Origin of the sequence: Nostoc sp. CENA543 (assembly GCF_002896875.1) — a bacterium.
Lineage (GTDB): Bacteria > Cyanobacteriota > Cyanobacteriia > Cyanobacteriales > Nostocaceae > Trichormus.
Map to the genome: position 1 here is coordinate 2,538,168 of NZ_CP023278.1, position 23,277 is coordinate 2,561,444.

The 23,277-nt window shown below is 41.3% G+C and carries 16 protein-coding genes; 6 read left to right on the plus strand and 10 right to left on the minus strand.

Features of this window, described 5'->3' with window-relative positions; all coding sequences use genetic code 11:
• Window positions 1-46: 46 nt before the first annotated feature.
• The gene (locus tag CLI64_RS10565) at window positions 47-1,408 is read right to left on the minus strand and encodes a sensor histidine kinase (RefSeq protein WP_103140674.1); all 1,362 of its coding nucleotides are present in this window, start codon (window positions 1,406-1,408) and stop codon (window positions 47-49) included.
• Between the two features lie 298 nt (window positions 1,409-1,706).
• Between CLI64_RS10565 and ilvD the strand changes: the two genes are divergently transcribed.
• A complete protein-coding gene (ilvD, locus tag CLI64_RS10570) occupies window positions 1,707-3,395 on the plus strand; it encodes a dihydroxy-acid dehydratase (RefSeq protein WP_103137182.1) in 1,689 nt (562 codons plus the stop codon).
• Window positions 3,396-3,540: 145 nt separating this feature from the next.
• On the opposite strand, the gene CLI64_RS10575 is transcribed toward ilvD, so the two are convergent.
• The 3 genes from CLI64_RS10575 to CLI64_RS10585 all read right to left on the minus strand — a co-directional run bounded on the left by CLI64_RS10575 (window position 3,541) and on the right by CLI64_RS10585 (window position 8,608).
• Window positions 3,541-4,980: a Rieske 2Fe-2S domain-containing protein gene (locus tag CLI64_RS10575; protein WP_103137183.1), complete on the minus strand. Its 1,440-nt coding sequence runs from the start codon at window positions 4,978-4,980 to the stop codon at window positions 3,541-3,543.
• 114 nt (window positions 4,981-5,094) lie between these two features.
• Complete coding sequence (locus tag CLI64_RS10580; protein WP_103137184.1) at window positions 5,095-7,893, minus strand: bifunctional acetate--CoA ligase family protein/GNAT family N-acetyltransferase; 2,799 nt, start codon at window positions 7,891-7,893, stop codon at window positions 5,095-5,097.
• 238 nt (window positions 7,894-8,131) lie between these two features.
• A complete protein-coding gene (locus tag CLI64_RS10585; protein ID WP_103137185.1) occupies window positions 8,132-8,608 on the minus strand; it encodes a hydrogenase maturation protease in 477 nt (158 codons plus the stop codon).
• 528 nt (window positions 8,609-9,136) lie between these two features.
• Here CLI64_RS10585 and CLI64_RS10595 point away from each other — a divergent pair.
• The 3 genes from CLI64_RS10595 (at window position 9,137) to CLI64_RS10605 (ending at window position 14,767) form a co-directional block, all read left to right on the plus strand.
• Window positions 9,137-9,523 (plus strand): pentapeptide repeat-containing protein, encoded by a 387-nt coding sequence (locus tag CLI64_RS10595; protein ID WP_103137187.1) that lies wholly within the window; start codon window positions 9,137-9,139, stop codon window positions 9,521-9,523.
• A gap of 456 nt (window positions 9,524-9,979) precedes the next feature.
• On the plus strand, window positions 9,980-13,381 hold the full coding sequence (locus tag CLI64_RS10600) for a filamentous hemagglutinin N-terminal domain-containing protein (RefSeq protein ID WP_157943230.1): 3,402 nt from the start codon (window positions 9,980-9,982) through the stop codon (window positions 13,379-13,381).
• 306 nt (window positions 13,382-13,687) lie between these two features.
• Window positions 13,688-14,767, plus strand: a complete 1,080-nt coding sequence (locus tag CLI64_RS10605) for an ATP-dependent 6-phosphofructokinase (protein ID WP_103137189.1) — start codon at window positions 13,688-13,690, stop codon at window positions 14,765-14,767.
• 212 nt (window positions 14,768-14,979) lie between these two features.
• Here the strand turns inward: CLI64_RS10605 and CLI64_RS10610 are convergent, their stop codons facing one another.
• Window positions 14,980-15,489: a CAP domain-containing protein gene (locus CLI64_RS10610; protein WP_103137190.1), complete on the minus strand. Its 510-nt coding sequence runs from the start codon at window positions 15,487-15,489 to the stop codon at window positions 14,980-14,982.
• A gap of 531 nt (window positions 15,490-16,020) precedes the next feature.
• Here CLI64_RS10610 and CLI64_RS10615 point away from each other — a divergent pair.
• Window positions 16,021-16,776: an NACHT domain-containing NTPase gene (locus tag CLI64_RS10615; protein ID WP_157943231.1), complete on the plus strand. Its 756-nt coding sequence runs from the start codon at window positions 16,021-16,023 to the stop codon at window positions 16,774-16,776.
• A 101-nt stretch (window positions 16,777-16,877) separates the two neighbouring features.
• Here CLI64_RS10615 and CLI64_RS10620 read toward each other — a convergent pair whose 3' ends face one another.
• Window positions 16,878-17,564: a PEP-CTERM sorting domain-containing protein gene (locus CLI64_RS10620; RefSeq protein ID WP_103137192.1), complete on the minus strand. Its 687-nt coding sequence runs from the start codon at window positions 17,562-17,564 to the stop codon at window positions 16,878-16,880.
• 1,035 nt (window positions 17,565-18,599) lie between these two features.
• On the opposite strand from CLI64_RS10620, the gene CLI64_RS10625 reads away from it, so the two are divergent.
• A complete protein-coding gene (locus tag CLI64_RS10625) occupies window positions 18,600-19,214 on the plus strand; it encodes a PEP-CTERM sorting domain-containing protein (protein ID WP_103137193.1) in 615 nt (204 codons plus the stop codon).
• Window positions 19,215-19,358: 144 nt separating this feature from the next.
• On the opposite strand, the gene CLI64_RS10630 is transcribed toward CLI64_RS10625, so the two are convergent.
• From CLI64_RS10630 to CLI64_RS10645, 4 genes are all read right to left on the minus strand, one after another.
• Complete coding sequence (locus tag CLI64_RS10630) at window positions 19,359-20,810, minus strand: Ni/Fe hydrogenase subunit alpha (protein ID WP_103137194.1); 1,452 nt, start codon at window positions 20,808-20,810, stop codon at window positions 19,359-19,361.
• A 228-nt stretch (window positions 20,811-21,038) separates the two neighbouring features.
• Entirely contained in the window at window positions 21,039-21,653 is a 615-nt protein-coding gene (locus CLI64_RS10635) for a CP12 domain-containing protein (protein ID WP_103137195.1), read from the minus strand.
• Between the two features lie 147 nt (window positions 21,654-21,800).
• Complete coding sequence (locus tag CLI64_RS10640; RefSeq protein WP_103137196.1) at window positions 21,801-22,346, minus strand: oxidoreductase; 546 nt, start codon at window positions 22,344-22,346, stop codon at window positions 21,801-21,803.
• Window positions 22,347-22,478: 132 nt separating this feature from the next.
• Entirely contained in the window at window positions 22,479-22,964 is a 486-nt protein-coding gene (locus CLI64_RS10645; RefSeq protein ID WP_308418385.1) for a DUF3122 domain-containing protein, read from the minus strand.
• Window positions 22,965-23,277: the final 313 nt, after the last annotated feature.

Sequence of the window (23,277 nt, forward strand, 5' to 3'; positions counted from 1 at the left end):
ATGAGTAATGAGTAATGAGTGCTGAGTAATGAGTAATGACTATTGACTATTGACTATTCGGAATATGAATAATGAACTCAGCACCTCTACCTACTGTTGATACACAGTAGATTTGTCCCTGATGTTTCTCTACAATAATTTGATGACATATTGATAAACCTAATCCTGTGCCTTTACCTACTGGTTTAGTGGTAAAAAAGGGGTCAAATAATCTTTTTTTCACATCTTCGGGAATTCCTGCGCCATTATCAGCTATGCGAATCATGATTTGCTGATTGTTCATGCTTTCAGTCCGAATCTGAATTTGTGGTTGAGTCAATGATTCTGGACTGTTACTTATAGATTCTTCTAACGCGTCAATTGCATTGGCGATGAGGTTCATAAAGACTTGATTGAGTAAGCCAGGATAACAATCTACTGGGGGGATATTACCGTATTCTTTAATAATTTTTATACCAGGATGCTGGTGATGAGGTTTGAGGCGACTTTGTAAGATTAACAGTACACTATCAATACCTTCATGAAGGTCTACTATTTTTTTGTCAGATTCGTCTAAACGGGAGAAATTACGCAAAGAACGCACAATTTGCTCAATGCGTCCACAACCTGTTTTCATGGAAGTTAAAAGCCTAGGAAGATCACTCATCATAAACTCAAATTCATTTTGAGCGATCGCGTTAGCAATTTCTTCTACTGGTTGGGGATAATGCTGACGATATAAGTTAATCAAGTCACATAAATCATCAATATATTCCAAGGCATGAACCAGATTACCCGCAATAAAATTGACGGGATTATTGATTTCATGAGCAATACCAGCTACCAATTGACCTAAAGAGGCCATTTTCTCATTTTGTAATAATCTGCTATAGTTTTTCTTTAAATCCCGAAACCCGGCTTTGGCTAATTCTGATTGTTCTTCTACACGCTGTAACTGAGTCAGAGTGAGAGCATGAATTTGGGAGTTAGCTAATAGTAGTTGATGAAAATCGATGATGCCGTATTTACCGGACTGAGTTCTAATGATAATTGGTTCGTAAACAAGTGCAGGCGATCGCTGCAATGCTGCCTGAGTTGCTTCTACAATTGTCATATCTTGGTCAAAGATGCACACTTCAGGCTGAAGAAAATTATACAAAGCTTCGATGGGACGCATAGAGAACAACCCGAAACTGTAAGGACGACTCATATGCTCAAAAAATCTCTGTCGTGAAATCATCCCGACAAAATATTGATTTTTAGTCAAAATAATTCCTGGTAATAATGTTTCGGCTTCAAATGCTTTAATTAATGTATTTCCTGGGAGATTTAGCTCAATTTGGATTTCCCAAATGGGTAGTTCTTGTAAAGTCGAATCCAATTGCAAGCCCGGTTGACTAGCATCGTTCATGCTATGGATAGCAAGCATAATCTCCATCCTTTTCGCTTGGTGTGATATCGCTTTTAGTTGCGTCGAAGAAATCTTTCTTCCGTTCCAGCGCAAATCATCAGAACCAACATGATTGCTAAATTCAGTGTTCCCAAAATTGCTTTACAAATTTTAATCACAGCTAGAATTTAGCTCAACTTTACTCAATCTTTACAGGCTAACTTTTCTCAAAAAAGGAAAATTTGATATCCAATACCTAGTCCCCAATCCTTCCCATGCGTGAGACAATCAGGTAACACAATCGCAATACAAGCGGTTAAAGTACGGAAGGAACAAGATGTCAGAGAATTTTAGAAGTAAAGTTGTCACACAAGGCGTGCAGCGATCGCCCAATCGCGCTATGCTGCGTGCAGTAGGTTTTCAAGATGAAGACTTCAATAAGGCAATTGTCGGGATTTCTAACGCCTACAGTACCATCACTCCTTGTAACATGGGCATCAATCAATTAGCCCAAAGAGCCGAGGCAGGAATTAGACTAGCTGGGGCAATGCCGCAAATGTTCGGTACAATCACCATTAGTGATGGTATTTCGATGGGAACAGAAGGGATGAAATATTCCCTCGTCTCACGAGAAGTAATTGCTGACTCCATTGAAACCGCCTGCAATGGTCAAAGTATGGATGGTGTGATTGCCATCGGTGGCTGTGATAAGAATATGCCAGGGGCAATGATTGCTATGGCCAGGATGAATATTCCAGCTATCTTTGTTTATGGTGGCACCATTAAACCCGGACACTACAACGGCCGCGACTTAACTGTTGTCAGTTCCTTTGAGGCTGTGGGTGAATATAGCGCAGGAAAAATTGACGACACTGAACTCATCGCAGTCGAACGAAACGCTTGTCCTGGTGCTGGTTCTTGCGGTGGGATGTACACAGCTAACACCATGTCTTCAGCTTTTGAAGCGATGGGGATGAGTTTACCCTATTCTTCTACCATGTCGGCAGAAGATGACGAAAAAGCCGATAGTACCGAAGAATCAGCCAAAGTATTAGTAGAAGCAATTCGCAATCAACTATTACCCCGGCAAATTATTACGCGCAAATCTATAGAAAATGCTATTTCCGTAATTATGGCTGTGGGTGGTTCAACAAATGCTGTATTACATTTTCTGGCGATCGCACGGGCGGCTGGTGTAGAACTAAATATAGATGATTTTGAAACTATCCGTGGTCGTGTCCCCGTTTTATGCGACTTGAAACCCAGTGGTCGCTATGTCGCCACAGACTTACATAAAGCTGGTGGCATTCCCCAAGTAATGAAAATGCTACTTGTGCATGGGTTACTCCACGGAGATTGCATTACTATTACTGGCAAAACTGTCGCCGAAGTTTTAGCAGATATCCCCGACGAACCACCCGCCGGACAAGACGTGATTCGTCCTTGGCATAACCCTATGTACGCACAAGGTCACTTAGCCATCCTCAAAGGGAACTTAGCCACAGAGGGCGCGGTAGCTAAAATTACTGGGGTAAAAAATCCCAGCATTACTGGCCCAGCTAGGGTATTTGATTCCGAAGAAGAATGTTTAGACGCTATCCTGGCAGGTAAGATTAAAGCCGGAGATGTGATTATTATCCGCTACGAAGGCCCCAAAGGCGGCCCCGGTATGCGGGAAATGTTAGCACCCACCTCTGCAATTATCGGTGCAGGTTTGGGTGATAGCGTGGGATTAATTACCGATGGGCGTTTTTCCGGTGGTACTTACGGCATGGTAGTGGGACACGTTGCACCAGAAGCTGCCGTTGGTGGTGCGATCGCTCTAGTGGAAGAAGGTGATAGCATCACTATTGATGCTCATTCCCGCCTATTACAAATCAACATCTCTGACGAAGAATTAGCCAGTCGTCGCGCTAAATGGCAACCCCGTCCACCCCGTTACACAAAAGGTATCTTAGCGAAATACGCTAAGTTAGTCTCTTCTAGTAGTGTCGGTGCTGTCACAGATTTGGATCTATTTAATTAACTAAATCTGCGGAAGTCCCTACCCTCAAAGAAGTAGAGTAGGGATAACAAGGAAAAAATTGAGGTCATAGAACCCCGACTTTTTGAAAAAGTCGGGGTTCTGAACAACAGCAACCTGCCCAATAAAATCTCCAAAGTGGTTGCAGTTAAACTTGATTTTTCTCCGGCAGATTTCTCGGTGGGGTGTCCTCTCCTTGATAAAATTGTCGCTCCAATTTGCCCAAACCAAACCAAATCAAAGCCCCAGATATCATCACCAGAGTAGCCACAACGACAGTCACTAGAGAAATCCGATTCTCAATCAACATCCATAAGGGAAGCAAACCCCAAATTAAAGCCGTCACTACTGCTACTGCTACTCTCAATCTTTGCAGGTTAGTTAAAGCAGATTTACAACTAGCGCATTTCTCGGTGTGGGAATGATATCTATCAAGCAATACTTCTTTTGGCAGTGGTGGTGATAGAGACTCTGCTTTAAATGGTTCAGCCTGGTATTGCTTGACCCAAGAACGGAACTCAGACACAAACAAGTCTGCTTTAGTTGGTAAATAAAACGCTTTAGTAAAGTTAGCACTACCACCAAGTTTTTCTAGATAGCGTTCTTGGTAATGTAAGAAAATCTGATCGTCTTCCAGGACGCGATTTTGACCCAGATGAGAATACCAACGCGGAGTCAGCTTTAGAAATATGCCTGGTAATTTGGATGAAAACTTGAAAGGAAAACGGGCAAATAAACGACATTCTCCCTTACGAATAGGAGTCGCATAAACTACTGTGAGTGTTCTGCCATATTGTTTAGAGGTGAGGTCATGCCACATTAATCCAGGTGCAATAAACGTGGTGTCTTGTCGTCCTAAAGTTCCTTTGCGTGGGCCTTCTGCCCAAGTCCCTTTAAAACCCCACTTGCCTGATTCTGTAATCTCTAAATTGACTGGAGACACATTAGCCCGATTTCCGACGGTACGGTGATGAGTGTAAGGAATATGGCTGGTGTCAAGCACATTTTCCATTAATGTCAGTGCATCATAGGGTAAATCTCTAAATGTGTTCAGGCAAACCCAACCATCTGGCTCGTCTTCTAATGCTTCAACTATAGGAACAAGAGTTTTATCTGCATTTTCGGCTTTGCCCGGATAGACAAACAACAGTCCTTGACAAACTTTAGTCGGTAGAGACTTTACACAAGCCCGTGGCGAAACTTCTGCTTTTGTCTGTTGTGTTTGCTGCGGGATACTCTCACATTTACCTGTCCCCGAAAAAGCCCAGCCATGATAAGGACATTCTAACCATCCCTCATGATTAATTCTGCCTTCTGAAAGCGGTGCTAAACGATGTGGACATTGATCTATAAATGCGCGCCATGTCTGTGCATTTTTGTCCCACCATAGAACAATATCTTGCTCTAACAAAGTAAAGCGAGTAAGTTGAGATTTATCGAGGTCTTCCAGGTAGTGAACAGGATACCAAACTTCTTGCCAATCGAAGCTATTTGGATCTAATCCACCGGCAGGTAACGCTTGTAATAAGTTAGTTGGAGTTGTGACTGCTTGTGGAGAACTCTCTTGAGGTAAAACACTCTGGGACATGATGCAATTGAGTAACTATGTTATTTTCCATCCACCAAAAATGTAACTATTTTTTAATTCTATTGGCGAGAAAAAGTTGAGGAATCAGTCTTGAGTCTCAAGTAGTTCAGGTTTCTAGAGGGCAATTTCAGCTTTCATCACAGTAGTATCGCTGGTAACTTCCACACGAAAGCCGAGTTTTTCACAAACTCGTTGCATCCCGTAATTATCAGCTAGGATATCAGCCCTGATGTGGGTAATTTGCTCATCACGCCCGACTTGTAGTAGTCTTTTGACAAGTTCTGTACCTATGCCTTGACATTGATAGCGATCGCTGACTAACATTGCAAACTCAGCAGTATTTGTCCCATGCAATTTACTCAATCTTCCCACTGCCAAGATTTGCCGTGTTCCGGTTTGAGCATCTTGATGTTCCACCACTAAGGCCATTTCACGGTCATAATCAATAAAGCAGATACGGGTTAACCGTTCGTGGGTAATGCGGTGGCTTAATTTCATCATGTGGAAGTAGCGAAAATAAACGCTTTCTTCGGAAAGTGTCTCGTGAAATTTCACCATTAATGGTTCGTCTTCGGGACGAATGGGACGGATAGTTACAGGTGTACCGTCTTTCATTGTCCACTCTCCCACATATTGCGTAGGATAGGGACGAATGGCTAACTTGGGTAATTGCGCTTCTGTAGTTTCCGACTCATGCAGCACTACCCGCGCATCTAAAGCAATTAATCCACCATTACCTTGATTGTGTGGGCTGGGAGGAGTCGCCAACAAGGGATTAATATCAATTTCTTTAATCCAACGCTGTTCAACTACCAAGTGACTAAACGCCACTAATAGTTGTTCTAGGGCATCCATATCAATACTTTGCCTACCCCGCACACCTTTAAGGGCTTTGTAAATTTTAGTGTGTTCCATCATCCGCCGCGCCAAAGTTGTATTTAGTGGAGGTAGTGCGATCGCTCTATCTTGAAACACTTCTACTAATTGTCCCCCAGTCCCAAACAACAACACTGGCCCAAATTGCGGATCTAAACTACTACCAATAATCAGTTCGTAGCCGTCCATTTTCACCATTGGCTGCACAGTCACACCCAAAAAATGAGGTGACTGTTGACTATCGACTGTTACAAATTTTTCGCGCACATTAGCTTCTATAGTCCGATAAGCACGCCTGACTGCATCTGCATCTTGTAAATTTAACTGGACACCGCCGACATCTGTTTTATGGGTGATGGTTTGGGAATAGAGTTTTACCACCACTGGATAACCCAAATTTTCGGCACATCGCACTGCTTCATCTTCAGTAGCAGCGACACAAGTGGCAACAATGGGAATACCATAGGCAGCTAAAATCTGTTTTGATTCATATTCCGTTAAGATAGTCCTTCCTGCCTGACGCGCCGAGGAGATAATATTTTCTACTAAATTGCGATAGGGAATTCCATTACCTGCGTCAATTGCTGGTAATACTGGCGTTTCGTAGATACCGCGCAGGTTATAGCTAGATTGCCACATATAACTAAACACTCGCGCCGCCGTATCTGGGTAAGGATAAGTGGGGATGCGTTGACGATTGAGCATGATTTCCCCCTCTGCGACATCTGCACCCCCCATCCAACTAGCGAGGATGGGTTTACCTGGGATTTGGGCGTAGGGTTTTAACTGTTCTGCTGTTTGGGTGGGGTCAGTCATGGCTTGGGGTGTGAGAATCACCAAAAGGCCATCACTGTTGGGATCTTTTGCTGCAATTTCCAAAGCTTGGGTATAGCGTTGGGGATCAGCATCACCTAGAATATCAATCGGGTTATTGTGACTCCAGTGTTGGGGAAGAATTTTGTTGAGAGAGTCTATAACTTCTGGGGAAATCGCGGCTAGTTCGCCGCCAGTTTCAATTAAAGCATCAGTTGCCAGTACCCCAGGCCCCCCAGCATTGGTGAGAATTGTTAATCTTGGCCCTTGGGGACGGGGTTGTTTTGCTAGTACCTCCGCCATATCAAATAAATCAGAAATGCTGTCAACCCTTAACACCCCACAACGTCGGAATGCTGCATCTAAAACTGCATCACTACCAGCTAAAGCCCCAGTGTGGGAAGCGGCGGCTTTAGCGGCTGCGGCTGTACGTCCGGCTTTAATCACAATAATCGGTTTGGTCAATGCAACTTCTCGTGCAGCCGAGATAAAAGACCGGGCATCACCGATAGATTCCATGTAGATAACGATACTTTTGGTTTGGGGGTCATCACCCAAGTAATAAATCAAGTCTCCCCAACCCACATCTAACATTGAACCGATGGAAACAAACGCGCTAAACCCGACATTTTCCCGCACACTCCAATCTAGAATGGCGGTACACAACGCCCCACTTTGACTCAGAAAACCCACATTCCCAGAACGCGCCATTGCACTGGCAAATGTGGCATTTAAACCGCTTTGAGGACTCATCACACCCAAGCAATTGGGGCCGATGATGCGGATTTTACCTCGTCGTGCTTGGGTTAAGATTTCCTGTTCTAAAGCGATGCCTTCCGCACCAGCTTCTTTAAAACCAGCCGAAATAATAATTGCTCCTTTCACCCCTGCATCGACACATTCAGCAATTACACCAGGAACTGTGGGGGCTGGTGTAGCAATTACTGCTAAATCCACCTGTTCTGGAATTTCGGCAATTGAGGGATAGGCTTTGATTCCGAGGACACTATGGCGTTTGGGATTGACAGGGAAAACTGTACCGCCAAAGGGACTGCTAATTAAATTCCATAAAATCGTGCGTCCAACGCTACTCGCTTTTTCACTCGCACCAATGACAGCAACACTTTGGGGTGCAAAAATGGCATGGAGAGGATTGACCTTCTCTGCCTGCAAAATATCATAAGCGCGATCAATATTGGTAGTGGGCTTAAGAGATTGTGGCATCAATCCTCCAGATGATCAATTAGCATGGTGAGCAATTTAACTGTGCTTGACAGTGGTGAGTGCTGAGTGCTGTTAGCGGTAGCGGGGCGTTTAGCCCGTGCTGAGTTGTGAGTGGCGAGTGCTGAGTGAAAACTCAGTTTTTTCAAGGTGGTGAGCAATCAAAACTGTTCTCAGTTCTGTGACTACGATTATAAAGTTCAAACTTTTTCAGTCAGGATAGATAAGGATATATCTATATCTAAACTAATTCTTGAACTTCTACCCAATAGGTGTGGATTCTGTCCAAAATTTGAATGATTTTTAATAAAGCTAGTGATTTACCGATTTCAGCAATTCGGGAGAGGCGATCGCCAATTTCAAAGTTAAATCCTGGTATCGTTAATAACCAAGCTGTCGGAGAATAGCCGTATAAAGCCTGAGTTAAAGCTAACAGCGATCGCGGATCACAAATATGAACACTGTGATCTAAATCATCCGCCGGTGAGAGGGGTTGTATTTGCACATCCCAGTCATCGGTAGGTAAACAAGCATCTACAAATATAGCTAAATCTGTTTTTGCTAAAGACGCTGCCAAATCTGGTGTTAGCTGTTGTATAGCCAAGGATTTTACAGAAGGTAAATGCCAATTAGCAATTTCATTGGCTATTTGCTGTCCTATGCCATCATCGCTTCTCAGTTCGTTACCGTATCCGATTACCATCACAGTCTTATTCATTGTTTAACTCTCTAGATATCAAAAATTGCCAATTTCAGAATGTAGTAAAACTCAGCAAATTTATCAGTATTCTTTTATTAAGTTGTTCAATTTGAAACAATAAACGAACAATTTGAGGAAGTTGTGAGGGATGGGAAATAAGGGACTTCCAACTTAAAAAATGTACTATCACTGTGTAGGCAGAGGGGCAGGGGGCAGGGGGCAGGGGGCAGGGGGAAAAATCACGATGTCTGCTCTCGGAAATTGGATAATTTATTTTCTGGAAGTCCCTAAGCAGGGGAGGCAGGAGAGGAAAGAGGTTTATTTTTCGGTAATTCTTCTCTCCTGCTGTCTACCTGACTTAACCAAAAAATTTCTTACCCTTACACCCCCACACCCTTACACCCTTACACCCCTAAATCCTGAGTTTTTAGATTTTTTAATTTTTTATTTGGAATTATCACCTAGCAGCTATGGTAATTCTATGATTAACTTGTGTAGCGCAACACAATCAAACACCGACCCAATATTCTGATGTGAGGCTGTTTTATGTCTGAAGTTAATTACCAACAGCCAATTAGTACAGTAGCCACTCTGATGGAAAAGTACCATCTGGGTGAGAGGGATTTTAGCCGAGCCGAATTAGGTGATGCGGATTTGCAAGGCGTTAACTTGAAAGGCTCTGATTTGAGTTACGCTGATTTGAGTACAGCTAATCTCAGTGGTGCAAATCTCAGGGGTACTGATTTGAGCTTTGCTGATTTGAGTCAAGCTAATTTACAAAATGCAGACTTACGAGGAGCAATGTTAATGTCGGCGGATTTGCGTCACGCCAACTTGCAAGGAGCAATGTTAGAAAAAGCTGATTGCGATCGCACTACTCATTTTCCCACCAACTTTGACCCCATAACCGCCGGTTTGCAGAACAAAGATTAGTCCTCAGCAACACGGGAAAATTCAGGACAAGGGGCAGGGGGGCAGGGAGCAGGGGGGAGAACCCCATACATAAATGTAGAGGATTAGAGGATTGAAGTAAAAACGTAAGGGGGTATTATTCCTTGCACTTATGCGTATTGAAATAAATATTTTTACTTTCTAGCATAAATAATGGTGCTTTAATCCCTGCTGGCAGGTAAAAACGAATTTCCCCCTTGCACCCTACACCCTGCTCTCCTGCCTCTTGTGGTCAAATATGATCCGCATATTCTTAAAGAAATCCTGAAGTTTCTCATAGTTAATGACAAAAGTTACTTTCAGGTGGAGAAAATATGTAATTATTACTAACGAGATTAAATATATCTAATTAATAGAGTTAACTAGGTGTTGCTTCACCACTGCCTACACAAATTACAAACATCTCCCTATTGTCTCACAGCGACAATAATCTTTGCTGTGACGACATCTGTTATACTAAATCACAGCCAAACTGCTGTAGCAGAGATTATTGAAGATAAAACATTACCCGATAATTCTCAAGTTACCTTATCTCGTAGAACTTTCTTAATTGAAGGTGGCACTCAGATTGGGAATAATCTATTTCACAGTTTCTCTGAGTTTTCTTTACCAGAAAATTACATAGCTTACTTTAATAATCATACAGATATTCAAAATATTTTTAGTCGTGTTACAGGCAACAAAGCATCTTATATCAATGGGTTAATTCAGGTAAATCCAGGAGCGAATCTATTTCTTATTAATCCTAACGGTATCAGTTTTGGTGCCAAAGCGCAATTGCGAATCGGCGGCTCATTTTTTGCCAGTACCGCTAATAGTATTAATTTTAATAATGGTGAAAAATTTAGTACCAAACCCGAAGAAAGTTCACCTTTACTGACAGTCAAAACTCCCATCGGCTTACAAATTGGCATAGATAAAGAAAAGCCTCTGACTAAAGTTGAAACGCTGGAAACACCCATTGGGCTAGAATTCGCCTCCAAGCCAGGGAATATCATTGTTCAAGGCGAATCCCTGTTAGATAGAGCTAACCTACAAGTACCCTTTGATCAAACATTAGCTTTAGTCGGTGGCGATATATTTTTAGAAAATGCCGATTTGAGTATCTCAAGGTTTGGAGGAAGAATAGAATTAGGCAGTGTAGCATCAGCAGGTTTTGTAGGCTTAACATCCACGAAATTAGGTACTATTCTTAACTTTGACCAAGCCCCTGATTTGGGGAACATTCAGATATCCTCAGCAACAAATATAAATTCTTTGGGTGCTTTGCAAGTTGTAGGGAGAAATATTCTTATTAATGGCAGTACATTAAAAGCCCAGACTGATATAAATTTGCAGGCGACAGAAAACATCCAACTATCTCATAATAGTTCTATTCACTCACAAGTTTCTGGGAGAAATAGCGGCGATTTCAACATCAATACGCAAAATTTGTTAATTCAAGATGGGTCTTATCTGGGTATAGATAAAGGTAACTTGAACATCAACGCATCAGATACAGTACAACTCAACAGTAACCCCGATACTACCGTACAGGGTTCTAGTCTGCTCTTTGCCACGGCTTCGGGAGATATTAACCAACAAGTGGGAAACATAACTATCAATACTCGCCATCTAGTAGTAGACAATGGTTCACAAATTCTCACTAATTCTTCTGGCAGTGCGGCTCCTAGTTTATTAAGTTATGATCAGGCGATCGCCACAGTTGAAAGAAGTAATATAGCTATCAATGCTACTGAATCCGTCACTTTATCTGGGAGTTCATTAAATGAACTAAATCCCAGTGGTTTATTTACTAGAACTTTTGAAGGTGGAGATAGTGGAACTATCACAGTTAACACCAAAGTTTTATCAATTACAGACGGCGCACAGATAGCTACTAATAATTTTAGTGACAGTCAAGCTGGTAACTTGAGAATTAATGCCACAGATAAACTAGAAATTATTGGTACTTCACGCACAGGGAAAATTTTTGCTGATTTCCTCGGTGGAGAAATTTTAGTAGATGATCCCGCCCCTGATGCTTCTTTAATATCTTTATCTTCTGCTCAAGGTTTGAGAATTCAAGGTACTCTACCTAGTGGTGTATTTACTAACGCGCCAAGCGCGGGAGACGCAGGTAATATTGATATCAAAACCCGCATTTTAGTCACCCAAGATGGTGGACAAATCAGTTCTAATAACTTTAATCGGGGACATGGTGGTGATGTAACCATCAATGCGTCTGAACAGGTGCAACTTTTGGGGACTTCCCCGAATGGAATATCTAGCGGTTTATTTACCAGAGCAAATCCCAGAACCACGGGAGATGCTGGTACATTAAATCTTTTCACTGGTAATTTACTAGTAAAAGATGGGGCGCAGGTAAGCGCAAGTACCTTTGGCGCAGGAACAGGGGGAGTTTTAAATGTTGAAGTCACTGACGGAATAAAACTCATCGGTGTTTCGCGTCTCAATGTCCCCAGTGGTTTGTTTACTCAAGCTAATGCTGGTAGTACCGCAGATGCGGGAGAACTGACTATCAATACCTCTACTCTGTTGGTGCAAAACGGAGCGCAAATCAGCGCAAGTACCTTTGGTACGGGTAATGGTGGTAATTTGACTGTGAAAGCCACAGCAGGGATTGAATTAATTGGCACTTCTAAAAATGAAAATTTATTCCCAAGTGGTTTGTTTGCTATCACTGCCCGTAGAGCCACAGGGGATGCGGGTAATCTTACAGATGAAACTTTTGCTAGCACCTACAGCAAAGGCGATACCACAGGGGATGCTGGTAATCTGATAGTAGATACTCCTAAATTGTTAGTGCGCGATGGAGCGCAAATTGCCGCTAGCACTAGCAGCGAAGGTAAAGCTGGTAATGTAACAGTGAATGTTCCCGATAGAGTGCAAATAATCGGGACGGCTGTAAATGGTGCGTTTCCTAGCGGTTTATTCGTTTCCGGTACTCCAGAGTCTAGCGGTAATGCTGGTAACTTGATCATCAAAACCAATGTATTAGAAGTTTTTCACGGTGCAGGGATAGCAGTACGAAATCGAGGAAGCGGTAGTGCAGGTAACTTATTTGTCAATACCCGTTCTATGGAGTTGAATAATCAAGCTTTCATCAGTGCTGATACGCGCGGTGTCAGTAATAACCCTAGTCAACTACAGGCTAATATTAACCTTAGTTCTCAAGACCTCATATTGCTGCGTGGCCGTAGCAGCATCACCACCAATGCCACAGGAAATAATGTGATTGGGGGTAATATTAACATTGATACCAAGTTGTTAGCCGCCTTTGAAAATAGTGATATCAGCGCAAATTCGGCAGATTTTCGGGGTGGTCGTGTGAAAGTCTCAGCGCAAGGTATTATCGGTACACAATATCGTACCTCATTGACTCCAGAAAGTGATATTACCGCCACTGGGGCAACTCCAGATTTAAGCGGTACTGTGGAAATTAATACTCCAGAAGTAGACCCTAGTCGGGGTTTAACTGAATTGCCGTCAAATCTGGTTGATGTTTCTAATCAAATAGCACAGAAATGTCACGCTAGCGAAAATAGAGCCAGACAACGCAATCAATTTTTAATCACAGGTAAGGGTGGTATACCTACAAATCCCTACGATACACTCCAGAATGAGTCAGCGATCGCCAACTGGATTAATGTGGATAATATCAACAATACTGCTCAAAATCACACTAATTACACTAAAATCACTAGTCCACCGGAAACGCCTATTATCGAAGCTCAAGCCTTAGTATCTGATAGTAATGGCAATCTCATTTTAACTGCCAACACCCCTAATTTAACATCCCAAAAATCAGCACTTACACACCCAGTTTGTAATAGTTAAAATTAGCTACATCAAATTACAAAATACTTAATAATTACCGTAAATATTTATTCTGAAATAATGAATTATATTTCTGGAAAATATGGTGTACAGGAATTATCCTAGACTTTTAAAGTAATTAAAAGTGAGCTTAGAGATGAATGACAGCAAAATTTTGTTGTCACTACTTTGATGTGTCGATTTTGGTTTGAAATTAAGCAATATAGAGATTTAATCAACAAAATTCATCACAGAAAATGGCATTTACTCAGTATTAGCTCACTTTAGCAGTAGGTGCAAGTATTTCACGTTTGCAACGTAAAAAAAATGGGTAAAAGTAAGCGTATTGGCATTTTAACCAGTGGCGGAGATTGTTCTGGTTTAAATGCGGTAATTAGAGCCGTTGTTCACTGTGCTAGCGGTAAAGGTTGGGAAGTATTAGGAATCCGCCAAGCAACTTTAGGATTGATGGCGCGTCCACCGCAGGTAACTAAACTAGAAACTGAGCAAGTTGATCCGTTATTGACTTCTGGTGGCACAATGTTAGGTACTACCAATAAAGGCGATCCCTTTGCCTTTCCTATGACTGATGGTAGTATATGCGATCGCTCACCAGAAATTATTGCAGGCTATCATCAACTCGGTTTAGATGCGTTGATTGGTATAGGTGGTGACGGTAGTTTGGCGATTTTGCGCCACCTAGCACAACAAGGTGGAATCAACTTAGTCGGTATTCCCAAAACCATTGATAATGATATCGGCATTACTGAACACGCCATTGGATTTGATACAGCAGTCAATATTGCCACAGAAGCACTAGATAGATTACATTTTACCGCCGCTTCTCACAGTCGAGTCATGATTTTAGAAGTCATGGGTCGTGATGCTGGACACATTGCTTTAGCTGCGGGAATTGCGGGTGGCGCAGATGTGATTTTAATCCCCGAAATCCTCTACAGTATGGATGACATTTGCTACCACATTAAACACCGTCAAGAAGAAGGCAAAAACTATTGTTTAATCATTGTGTCGGAAGCAGTACGCACTCAAGAAGGAGAAACTCGCACCCTGACTAATCGTTTAGGTCAATCCCGATATGGTGGTATTGGAGAATACCTAGCCGATCAAATTAGCGATCGCATCGGTGCAGAAACGCGAGTGACAGTTTTAGGACATATCCAACGGGGTGGTACAGCTTCGCCTCTAGACAGATTAGTCGCCTCTGCTTTTGGTGTAGCCGCCGTCAATCTCATTGAGGAAGGTAAATATGATTACATGGTAGCCTGGCAAAATCGCCAAGTAATCACCGTACCCATTGCAGAAGCGATCGCTCAATATAGAGCAGTTAACCCAGAAGATACTCTAGTGAAAACTGCTCGTGGTTTAGGTATTTATTTAGGGGAGTAGAGACTCATCAATTCAAAATACCCTTACGGGAAGCAAGCTACAAAATTCAAAATTGAAGAATGAGAGGGGAATGGGAAATCGGTAAAAAGTTATCTGTTCTCCTACTCTTTAATTGCGTTAGCGTAGCGGGACGCAGTCCATTGCGAATTGCGTTAGCGAAGCGGGACGTTAGTCCATTGCGAATTGCGAATTGGTATCATCTTTTACCTTTTCTATTCTGATTCCAAAAAGATTTGTGTTATGTAAATTTTACTACCATTGCTAGCTACACCCACCCCTGAAAGATTGAAGTTTCCCTCAATATTGGTTTTATGTATGGGACTATTGAGCCATTCTTCTACAGCTATAGTTGCAGAATTTTTCACGCCAACGTCAGCAACATTTTCAGCTGCACCATTATAGGGAATTGCGATCGCGTCGAGTCGTTCTTCTACTCCGTTATGTCCAAATGCAACTTTTCCACTAGCCATATTTTGACTGTGGATTCTGGCTTGATTGTCTATAGAAGCATCACGAGTTAGGGGTGGTAGCTTTTGAGAAACTCGATATTGATTCACTTGCTGAAATACTGATGCTTCTATAGCATCAGTGTCAATCTGAGATTGTGCTATCTGCTGAAACTGAACAATCGGACTAGCGGCGGAGAATGCGATCGCGCTATTTGAAATGAGAGTTGCAGACACAACACTCAAAAGAGTGCTGCTGATGATACCAAGTTCCATAGTGTTGCGCTGAATGTGGGATACATTCTTGAGTATGCGCCTTTACCCTTTAAAGCACAATATCTATCTCTGCAAAATATTTTTAAACACAGTGGATAATTTCAGCGTTTACTTAATTTTTCCATAAATTAAATCATGTAAATAGAGATGAATAAAGTAGTCCGTTATGTCATGACACGGTTTAAAAATAATTGTTAATTAGGCAACAATTCGATTTTTTATTAAAGTAGTTAATTACTCAGTTTATGTTAAAAAATATTCAAATGAAAATGCGCCAAAAATTCAAATAATAGCTATGATTTATCTAATTAATTGCCCATCCTTAAAAGCATGGAAACAATACTCATAACTGTTGCTGTGGTAATTTTCGAGGAGCTTTTCAAACAAGGTATAATTTTGATGAAAGACATGATTAGATTGATTGTCAATCTACTATATTTATCATCACGAAAATACCAGGAAAATTTTATCAAGCGACACTGTTGTCTCGTTATGTTGGAGGAGAATGATCATCTGCGGACTTCATTGAATATGGAGCAATTATTTATTGAAACCAGATTTTTAGTCAACAATGCTCATCAATCAGGAATTGAAGTTGCTAATGAGACACAGTATCTAATAGTTCATGGTCAACCTGGTTCTGGAAAGTCAGTATTTTTAAAGTGGTTGGCGATGGAGGCTCTTAAAAGAGAGGAAAGGATATATAATCATCAACTCATCCCAGTTTTTATTGATGCAGAAAGGTTAAATTCACCTGATATCAATCTGCTGAGTTTAATTAAGGATGAGTTTTTGCTCGCCGATTTACCCTATGTAGATAAATTCACAAAAGAAGCACTTAAAATGGGCAGACTATTGATATTAATTGACGAAATTGATAGGATTCCAGAAGAGAACCACAATAGAAGTCGCGCCATAACTCACATTCAAGATTTTATTCACTTATATGATAAAAATCGCTTTGTTGTTTCCTGTAGAACACAAAACAGATACATTTATAGAGGTAAATTAGGGTATCCCCAAAGAGAGTTAGCCACTTGGAATGATGATCAGATGCAATCATATATCCAAAAATATTCGCACACTCATAAATGGCCGGATAGTACAGATAAAAACTTGTGGCGATTTTTACAAGAAACTACAAATTCTCAAGTGCAAGATTTAGTCAGAATTCCAGTCTATCTAACTTACTTGTGTATTTATTATCAACAACAATCATTTCCCCGTGATGGTAGCTTCTTAGAGGGTTTGGATTTAAAGTCAGCAATAGAATATAGGAACACCTGATTTTAATCGCAACTTGACCCTGCGATCGCGCAAAAAACCCTGGTTCTCTACCAAAACCAGGGTTATGCGTCAACTATAATACAGCCAATCTATTTACCCAACTAGTCTTTTACTGTCTTATCTTTTAAACCTTTGACAACGGAAGTCGCACCGAAAGCACCTATTGCTAACAAGCCTAACATCGCATTGGGTTCGGGAACACTACGGTTAGCTAGTCTGTAGGAATGGTTGTCAGTTTCAAAAGCAATACCATTGGTACGCATGACAACACGGTCAAATTTTTCACCATTTTCGCCAACTAAGTTGATAAACATATTAGCTTCTTTGCTAGTCCAACTTCCGTCAGCTATAGCAGTTGGGACATCTGAACCACTGAAACTTTTCAGCAACTTACCACCACTGTAAATGTCAACGAAGTTGTAAGAATCTAATGAACCAGCATAGAAACCGAAGTAATCAATTGCTTCTTTAAAATCCAGAGTCACAAAACCAGTGCTACCTGCAACGCCACTACCTACAGGCGCAATTGTTAAATACTTGGTGTCATCACCGTATGGTGCAGCATATTGACCAGATTTACTACCAATAACAATGTTATCAGTGATATTGCTGTAAGTTACAAAGCCATTGGGGTCTTTAGCTGTGCCATCATCAAAAGTGACAGTCTTAGCATCAGAGTAAGAAGAGAACGGGCCAGCATTTACTTTCAGAGTTATAGCACTAGCGGGGTTGCTGCTCATGACTACAGCTGTCAAACCTAATAATGCAATAGATAATTTTTTTAACATTTTGGTGATTAGTCTTTCTAATGTGTGAGTAGAACTGGATCTAATCTAAGTTGTCACCAACATAAACATGAACTGTATATATACGAAAAAGTTCTTGAAGATTAAATAAAGTAAATCTCCTAAAATATTAGGAATCTAGTTAGCTTTATGAAATTCCTGAACAAGTGAATATCTGATAAAGAACATCATCACTGTTAGAGATTAAACTGGTCTAGAATCCTTTAAAATCATGGCTTATACTTTATCCTTACAACATTATCGCCAGTAAATAAATTGCTAATTTTCTAATTACTGATATTACCAATTAATGTATGTAGAACATATTTTATTGCATCAAATATAAGTTGTAAATCTAATAAAATTATCAGCTAATATTTCTCTATTGTTCTTGTAAAAAAATATCTATAAAAACAGACTAAGTAAAGACAAAGAATAAGTTAATCGACTTCAATCTGATTAACTTCAGTAGATGGGCATAAAAAATGTAACACCATCATTGCGTTCGCGAAGCGTCTCGTAGAGAGCGAAGCAAACACAACGACATTTTATATTTAATTATGCCTGCCTCTTTAATTTGTATTAAAAATATTTTTTATATCTAGACTATCAAAAAAACAAAAAACCTTGAAATACAACACTTTAGCTTCATTTTTGTTGCTATAAGTTTTCGATAACTTTCCAAAATCATATTTTGTATGACAGATCGTCATACTTGGCAAAAAAACCATGTGGATATTGCGTAATTTTGGCTAACTTATCCATAAAATTAAACAAGCATTTAATTAGTGAAAGTTTGATAAAACTGACCTTATTCAGAGAGACAATGCTGTGGGAATCAGCATAGAATCCCATATAGTGAGCAAATGTTTATACCAATTACGTCAGTTAATTCACACTCAGGTCTTGTAAAGTCAACACCTGAGACATATGTAGATATGGCAGACATATAATTTCTACCGTGAATCTACGCATTAATTGATATAAACGTTTTCCTCAAAAACAATTTTTTTCTTGAGATCTCTAACCGCATCAACCATGAAAAGCAAGTTTTTCCATATTTCAGCTTCAGTTTTACTAGCTACCGGAATCGCAGGTGCAGTGACGAATGCACCTGCAAATGCATTAGCTTCTTCGTGCAGTACCAGTAACGTTTCCCTTGGTGGAGTAAATGCTACAGCTTGTGCAGGAGCATTTGAAGGTAACGACACGGGCGAAAAGGGTACTTTAGGAGGTAAGTTGAATGGTGGGTTATTTAGTGATTTGGTTGGTCCTGGCGTAACTTGGACGCAATTCGGGAAATCTGATGAGGTCAATTCTTCAATTGACGCTGCTGAGGATTTTACTCAGGGTAGTTGGAGTTTGACAAAAGTATTACCCAGCAAGACTTTTGTCGTGAGCTTTAAAGCCAGCGATAGTTACAGTGCCTATCTGTTTAAAGATTACGATTGGTCTCAAGGTCTGACTGGGATATTTAATACCATCGGTGTTTCAGTCAATAAAAAAGGAAATGCACAGGCATTATCTCATGCTTCTCTTTTTGTTTCTGATATCAAGACTGATACCAAAGATGTTCCAGAACCAGCTACTTTGTTGGGTTTAGGTTTAGTTGCTAGCGGTATGGTAATTTCTCGCCGTCGTCAATCTCGCTAATTACAACCTAATAATTTTGGTAAAAGTCGAGTTTAAAAATCCTGGTTTATTGAAAACCAGGATTTTTAGTTGTTGACAAGGTTCGTAGTGAGGACTTCAGTCCTCGTAAATAAGGACTAAAGTCCTTACTACAAACGGGTAAAATTAACTACGGGAGATTTCATCCAATACAGTACCATCTGAGGCGACTAATTGAATTTGCAATGGCATTTGTCCGGCGGCGTGGGTGGAACAACTCAAACAGGGGTCAAAAGCACGTATTCCGGCTTCGACACGATTTAGCATCCCTTCCGGGATTTCCGTACCTTGAATAAAATGTTTGGCAATTTGGGCGACTGTGCGATTCATCGCTAGATTATTTTGACCAGTAGCAATGATTAAATTAACCTTTTGCATGAGGCCATTTTCATCAACTTGATAATGGTGAAATAATGTCCCTCGTGGTGCTTCACTTACGCCAACACCTTCTAATTGATTGACACCAGCTTCCGCACGTAATCGATTTGATAATATATCTGGATGATCTAAAAAGATTTCGACATATTCAATACAAGCAATAATTTCAATTAAACGAGCATAGTGATAGAAAAATGATGATGTGACTGCACCTTGTGCGAGTTGACGAAATATCTGTAATTCTTGATCTGCTAAGGGTGTCCCAATAGAACTGCAAATATTTAAACGCGCTAGCGGCCCTACACGATACATTCCACTATCTAAACCGCTATGACCATTATTTTCTGGATATCCCAAGGGGCGATAGTAGGGTGATTTTAAGTAAGAATCTGGTTGAACAACTTCCCCGATAAACTCTTGATAGTTTGTGGGGTCAAGTTTATCAGCAATAATATTACCGTTACTATCAACAAAGCGAATATAGCCATCGTAGGTTTCCCATAAGCCATCAGGAGTTACTAAACCCATAAATAAACTAGGGAAATTACCGAAGGTTTGTACTTCTTTTTGATAGTCTTGCAAAAGGTTCTTGAATTTATCTAAAGCATTGAGAGTAGTTGCTTTAGCTTCAGGGATGCGTTGTTGAATATGGGTGCGTGCTTCTGGTGTGAGGGGTTCTCTGACTCCTCCAGGAACAGCCCAAGCTGGGTGGATCTTTGCACCTCCCAATAATTCAATAATTTCTTGACCAAATTGACGCAGGCGAATACCACCACGGGCTAATTCTGGTTCGGCGGCGATGAGTCCGAAAACATTACGTTTAGCAGGGTCACTATCCATACCCAGCAATAAATCTGGGGCGGTAAGGTGAAAGAAACTTAAAGCATGGGATTGAATAATTTGCCCCCAATTCATCAGCCGCCGGAGTTTAGCAGCGACGGGAGGTATAGTAACAGATAAAATGCGATCGCCTGCCTTAGCTGAAGCCAATAAGTGACTAACTGGACAAATGCCACACACACGCGCCGTAATACCGGGCATTTCCCACAAAGGACGACCTTCGCAAAACTTTTCAAATCCGCGAAACTCAGTCACATGAAACCGAGCATCGCTAACTTGTCCAGTATCATCTAAGAAAATACTAATTTTGGCGTGACCTTCAATTCGGGTAACAGGATCAATAACAATTCTTTTAGACATAAGTGATAGGGGATAGGGGACTTATCAATTCAAAATTCAAAATTCAAAATTCAAAATTAAAGAAGGATTGGGGACTGGGACAAGGTAGACAAGGGAGTATTTATTTCTCTCTCATCACTCATTACTCATTAGTCATTAGTCATTAGTCATTAGTCATTAGTCATTACTCATCACTCAGCACGGGCTAAACGCCCCGCTTCCGCTAACAGCACTCATTACTCATTACTCCTAAAGATCATAAAGTCGAGCTTCTAAGGCTTCTGGGTATTCATCGCAGTAGTCTTCAAAAGCTGTTTTGTGAATCTTTTCGGCTTTTTGGTGGGCAATTTCTGATTGCAGTTCTTCTACAACATCCCAAGCGGCGGCGCACTCTTCAGAACGGACACCTTTCTGTTCACAAACGACGCGGGCTTTTGTGATTTCGTCTTGTAATTGTTGTTCTAAAACTACTGTTCGGGGTAGTTCCAAAAAGTTACTGTTAGCCAAAATGTCGGTCAGGGAGATGATGCCCAATAACCCACCTTGAATCACGGGCGCTCTATGTAGATGATAATCAGCGAATAATCTGGCTACGTATTCTAAACCCAAATCTGGATTGATGGCGATACAAGGTTTAGTCATGACTTCGTAGACACGAACTTTACCAGGATCTTTACCATAAGCAATCACTTTATAGACAATATCGCTCTCGCTAATAATGCCGTAAGCGTCTTGTTCATGGCGACGATCTACAATTAAAGCCCGCCAGTCCCTAGCGCGCATTAATTTCACAGCGTCGGCGACAGTAGCAGAACTGCGGATAGTCGCCACATCTTTTGTCATCACATCTGCTGCTTTTAACATAAGTTACCTCGGTTGGGGGATTGGGGGTTGGGGACTGGGGACTGGGGACTGGGGATTGGGGATTGGGGATTGGGACAAGGGAGACAAGGAAGACAAGGAAAACAAGGGAGAAAATTCTATGCCCCATGCCCGATGCCCCATATCCAATTACCCAAATTTAATTAAATCGCGTCCTTCTAGATGTGGTTTTTCTCCGCGCAATAGTGGTTCTAGGGCAGCGCGGATGCGTGTAGCTGAGGGTGGACAACCAGGTAAATAAATATCCACTGGTACTATTGTGTGTACTGGTGTCACTTGATCTAGTAATGGGGGGACAATACCTGGTTCGTGGGGAATTTGCGGTTTTAGATCAACTGCTTGGATGTAAGAACGCTGTAAAACAGGTTCAGCACTACCTAAAGGATTGCGTAAGGCGGTGACGTTGCCGGTTACAGCACAGTCACCAAAGGAAATTAAGATTTGAGAACGTTCCCTGACGATCTGGATAGTCTCCAAGTGTTCTTCATTAGCGATCGCACCTTCGACTAATACCACATCCACATACTCTGGATATTTTTTAATATCTGCAAACGGACTAAACACTACATCTGCTTGGGCGGCTAAGTCAATCAGCCATTCGTCTAAATCCAAAAAGGACATATGACAACCAGAACATCCGCCTAACCATACTGTTGCTAATTTCAAACGAGACATAATTTTTGGGGACTAGGGATTGGGGACTGGGGATTGGGGATTGGGGAAAAGGTAGACAAGGTAGACAAGGTAGAATTTATTTCTCTCTTAGCACTCACTACTCATTACTCATTACTCATTACTCAGCACTCATCACGGGCTAAACGCCCCGCTTCCGCTAACAGCACTCAAAACTCTCTGCCATTCTTGGACGATAAAGTGGGGGACGTTGATGTCGATGGAGCGATCGCCAGGTTGAGGTATGCTCAAAACTAGGGGTTCTGTTGGTAATTTGGACAAGATATCTTGAAAGTCATATTGACCAATGGTGGGTGCTGGTGCTTCTTCTAAGAAAACATCAGCAGCTTTGAAGACTTTGCCTGTAGCAGTGGTGATTTTTAAAGGTTGGGGATGAATCAGTTCAGCAGAACCGGGAAATCCTACCAGCCGTAAATTTAAAGTTTGTCCTTGACCTGGATAAACTTGTTTAAATAGAACAACTTGCCAAGTCTTTCCTAATTGATCAGCTAATCTTGTTTGTGAGCGATAGAGAGTTTCTGCTGATGCTGTTTCTCGTTTTTCAATAGACGCAATAACTGTTTCGGTATATAGACTTCCTAGACCAAAGAACATAATCATTGTTACTATCGCTAACAATAGCAGCCACCAAAAAATACTTTTGAAGGAAGTCGCAGACAAACACATCGAGAACGGAGAAACATTTTTCCCCATCTGTTTCCTCCTATTCACTTTTCGACTCACTCTCGCCATCAGATTCACCTCCTAATTTTGGGCATCGGGCATACAAGAGGAATTGGTGCAGGGTGCAGGGGGCAAGGGGGAAGAAAAATTTCCCCATTTCTCCCTGCCCTTCGGGTTCGCAGTCGCTCATGGGGGAAACCCCCAAGACCGCGCTGTCTCACCCCCTGCCCCCTTGCCTCCTGTCTCCCAA

Bases quoted from the DNA above. Each gene is read 5' to 3' on its own strand.
- CLI64_RS10580 (WP_103137184.1), bottom strand. From the start codon at position 7,893: ATGCCACAATCTCTTAAGCCCACTACCAATATTGATCGCGCTTATGAT.
- CLI64_RS10635 (WP_103137195.1), bottom strand. From the start codon at position 21,653: ATGTTAAAAGCAGCAGATGTGATGACAAAAGATGTGGCGACTATCCGC.
- CLI64_RS10610 (WP_103137190.1), bottom strand. From the start codon at position 15,489: ATGGAACTTGGTATCATCAGCAGCACTCTTTTGAGTGTTGTGTCTGCA.
- CLI64_RS10645 (WP_308418385.1), bottom strand. From the start codon at position 22,964: ATGATTATGTTCTTTGGTCTAGGAAGTCTATATACCGAAACAGTTATT.
- ilvD (WP_103137182.1), top strand. From the start codon at position 1,707: ATGTCAGAGAATTTTAGAAGTAAAGTTGTCACACAAGGCGTGCAGCGA.
- CLI64_RS10625 (WP_103137193.1), top strand. From the start codon at position 18,600: ATGAAAAGCAAGTTTTTCCATATTTCAGCTTCAGTTTTACTAGCTACC.
- CLI64_RS10640 (WP_103137196.1), bottom strand. From the start codon at position 22,346: ATGTCTCGTTTGAAATTAGCAACAGTATGGTTAGGCGGATGTTCTGGT.
- CLI64_RS10585 (WP_103137185.1), bottom strand. From the start codon at position 8,608: ATGAATAAGACTGTGATGGTAATCGGATACGGTAACGAACTGAGAAGC.
- CLI64_RS10595 (WP_103137187.1), top strand. From the start codon at position 9,137: ATGTCTGAAGTTAATTACCAACAGCCAATTAGTACAGTAGCCACTCTG.
- CLI64_RS10575 (WP_103137183.1), bottom strand. From the start codon at position 4,980: ATGTCCCAGAGTGTTTTACCTCAAGAGAGTTCTCCACAAGCAGTCACA.
- CLI64_RS10615 (WP_157943231.1), top strand. From the start codon at position 16,021: ATGGAGCAATTATTTATTGAAACCAGATTTTTAGTCAACAATGCTCAT.
- CLI64_RS10630 (WP_103137194.1), bottom strand. From the start codon at position 20,810: ATGTCTAAAAGAATTGTTATTGATCCTGTTACCCGAATTGAAGGTCAC.
- CLI64_RS10605 (WP_103137189.1), top strand. From the start codon at position 13,688: ATGGGTAAAAGTAAGCGTATTGGCATTTTAACCAGTGGCGGAGATTGT.
- CLI64_RS10565 (WP_103140674.1), bottom strand. From the start codon at position 1,408: ATGCTTGCTATCCATAGCATGAACGATGCTAGTCAACCGGGCTTGCAA.
- CLI64_RS10620 (WP_103137192.1), bottom strand. From the start codon at position 17,564: ATGTTAAAAAAATTATCTATTGCATTATTAGGTTTGACAGCTGTAGTC.